Below are 1,615 nucleotides of genomic sequence, written 5' to 3'. Positions count from 1 at the left end.
GGGGGGTCCAGGGGGCGAAGCCCCCTGGCGCGGGGTCCGGGGCTCGGCCCCGGAGCAACATCCGTGACTGGCCGCCCGGCGAAGCCGCCCAAAGGGCGGCGAGCACGTACGGCCCACCCCCGGCCGGTCACGCGTCCTGTGCCTCCGAGGCCTCGCAGACGCCGTCGGCGTAGCCGCGCGCGTAGTCCCAGGAGACGTAGCAGGAGGGGTCGGGGGCGAAGGCGGGCTCGTGCACCCGGGTGCGTCCTTCGTTGAGCAGGTGGCGCAGGTTGCCGGTCAGCAGGTCCCAGTCGAAGAAGTGGGGTTCGGCGCAGCCCTCGCAGTCCACCACCAGGCCGCGGTACCCGCGCGGCTCCAGCAGGGTGCGGAACACGTCGAGGTCACCGAGCTCGGCGAGGACCTCCTCGCGCTCGTGCAGCGACAGGGGCGCATCGAGGTCCTCGGACGGATCCAGCTGGGCGAGCTCGTACGCCGGGTCCTCCGGGTCGTCGGCGAACGGGTCGATGGGCTCGTCGCTCACGTGGCCCACGCTACGCCCCGAACACGTAGTCGGTCGCCAGGCTCGTGGTCGCTGGATCTTCTGGCCGCCGGCCCGCGCTTGCCGGGTCGGCCGGGCTGGCGCTGAGCGTAGCCAGCGGGGATGCGCCGCTTCGCGGCCCGCTCGTGTTCGCCGACCACCGGCGGGCCCGGATCGTCCGGTCCGCGCTTTCCGCAAATGACATGGCATGCGCCGTGACCAGCAGAGGTAGTGGCCACGACGCCGGTTGGGCGGGCCGGCGGGGGGTAGCGACCACACCGTCGTTCGCCGGACGGGCCGTCACCCCCTGTGAGGGCTGCTCGGGTAGGGACGCCGCTCGCGGCCCGCGGGCGCGGGAGGGTGATTTTTCAAGATCGAAAGCGCGGGGTGGCCGGCCTACGGTGTGCGGGCGGCGCGCGTGGCCGCCAGACGAGAAGAGGGGGGCAACAGGACGATGACCGACGTCCGACGTCTACCGGGTCCCGGGGCGGAGAAGTGGGAGTGGCAGCTGCACGGCGCCTGCCGGGGCGAGAGCACCGAACTGTTCTTCCACCCTGAGGGTGAGCGAGGGCCGGCCAGGGCCGCGCGCGAGGCGGCGGCTAAGGCCATCTGCGCTCGCTGCTCAGTGATCAAAGAATGTGGCGAGCACGCGTTGTCCGCTCGCGAGCCCTACGGGGTCTGGGGCGGGATGAGCGAATCCGAGCGCGAGGCGATCATCACGGGCCGTACCCGTCGCGGCGGCGCCCGCCAGGCGCCCGTCCCCGTTGGCTCGGCCGTCGGCGCGGACCGGCAGTTCCACAAGGCACCCATCGTCGCGTGAACCCGGACCTCCCGGATGGGTCTGGCCAATCCAGGAGGGGCCCGGGGGCGGCGCGGCTGGCCGTCCGGGTGGGCCGGCAGATGCCCGACATCGGCGGGCCGCCGAAGGGCTCACCCGCGACGGGTGCCGGGGCCGGGCTCGGGCCGCGGGCCTGGAAAGGCCGTGCCGGGCATGCCTAAGGTGGCCGGTTCCCGGACGGCGGCCCCGGTGATGATCGACTCACGTGGACCGGCGAGCTGGTTCGCGCAAAGAGATCGGCCCGGTCGGTGATCATTCAC

Annotated in this window: 2 protein-coding genes; one reads left to right on the top strand and one right to left on the bottom strand. The window is 73.4% G+C overall.

Translation table 11 applies throughout. The features are described from left to right. Window positions 1-127: 127 nt before the first annotated feature. The gene (locus tag I6A81_RS41110; RefSeq protein ID WP_407661475.1) at window positions 128-520 is read right to left on the bottom strand and encodes a DUF5319 domain-containing protein; all 393 of its coding nucleotides are present in this window, start codon (window positions 518-520) and stop codon (window positions 128-130) included. Window positions 521-971: 451 nt separating this feature from the next. On the opposite strand from I6A81_RS41110, the gene I6A81_RS41105 reads away from it, so the two are divergent. Beyond that, complete coding sequence (locus I6A81_RS41105) at window positions 972-1,337, top strand: WhiB family transcriptional regulator (protein ID WP_203007731.1); 366 nt, start codon at window positions 972-974, stop codon at window positions 1,335-1,337. Window positions 1,338-1,615 lie beyond the last annotated feature (278 nt).

Source organism: Frankia nepalensis (assembly GCF_016786325.1).
GTDB lineage: Bacteria > Actinomycetota > Actinomycetes > Frankiales > Frankiaceae > Pseudofrankia > Pseudofrankia nepalensis.
The sequence above is the reverse complement of the archived record's forward strand: the minus strand, read 5'-3'. Positions and strand labels throughout refer to the sequence as shown.